The organism is Moorena sp. SIO4A1 (genome assembly GCF_010672065.1).
Taxonomy (GTDB): domain Bacteria; phylum Cyanobacteriota; class Cyanobacteriia; order Cyanobacteriales; family Coleofasciculaceae; genus Moorena.
In genome coordinates this window covers 1-1,133 of the sequence record NZ_JAAHHX010000960.1, presented here as the reverse complement: position 1 = coordinate 1,133, position 1,133 = coordinate 1, and the positions used below count along the sequence as shown (strand labels likewise).

General features: G+C 42.2%; 1 protein-coding gene. It reads left to right on the top strand.

From position 1 onward, the window contains the following. Positions 1-901, top strand: a 901-nt coding sequence (locus tag F6K53_RS44450) for an ABC transporter substrate-binding protein (protein WP_293087326.1), incomplete at its 5' end; no start/stop codon positions are given. Positions 902-1,133 lie beyond the last annotated feature (232 nt).

Sequence of the window (1,133 nt, the reverse complement as noted above, 5' to 3'; positions counted from 1 at the left end):
TCCCGATACTGCTAAAAAAATTGCTTCAGCGTTGGTCAACAATCCGGAAATATTAGGTGTAATTGGTCATTCCGCTAGCAGTGTAACCTTAGCCGCAGGAGAAGTATATAATTCCGGTAAACTAGCAGCTATCTCTGCGGTTAGTACTTCCGTAAAGTTGTCAAACTTTAGCCCCTATGTATTTCGCTCAGTCCCAAATGATGCGTTTTCAGCCAGAGCCTTAGCTAAGTACATGCTCACCCATTTGAATAAGCAGAATGCAGCGGTTTTCTATAATTCTAAGAGTGACTACAGCAAGTCTATCAAAACTGAATTTGTCACAGCGGTTTCCCTAGGAGGAGGACAAGTTGTTGATGAGATTGACATCTCCAATCGAGATTTTAATCCTGCTACACTTGTACAACAAGCGATTGAGCGGGGAGCACAGGTGCTATTTTTAGCTCCTAACCCAGCAGTTCTAGATCAAGCTTTGGAGGTTGTTAAGGTCAATGGTAAACGTCTAATTCTGTTGGGAGGAGATGTAATGTATTCTCCCAAAACTTTAGATAAAGGTGCAGAAAACGCTGTTGAAATGGTGGTAGCTGTTTTTTGGGATATTGATAGCAACCCTCAGTCAGACTTTGTCCGTAAATCCAAAGCCCTTTGGAATGCCGAGGTTAACTGGCGCACAGCCATGGCTTACGATGGAACCCAAGCTTTGATAGAAGCCCTCAAACGTAATCCTACTCGTGCTGGTGTTCAAGAAGCCCTATCATCCTCAGACTTTGTAGCGCCTGGAGTATCTGGTTCAATTCGGTTTTTGCGTTCAGGCGATCGCAATGGCTCAGTCCAACTGGTAAAAATTCGTCCGAATCCAAACACTTCCAGCGGTTACGATTTCCTTCCCATACCCTCTAATTAGTTTTAGTAGTTTTAGTTAGCTAATAGCTTACTATTATTGTCTAATAATTAACTAATAATTGTCGCCCCCAGGGTATTAGCAAAGGATTCAACAAACTAAAACACCGGAATGAAACAAAATCAAGCCATTATTCAAGTAAAAGGATTACGACAGTATTACGATAAATTGGCTGCTGTCAATGGCATTGACTTTGAGGTGTATCCCGGCGAGATTTTTGGCTTGATAGGTACCA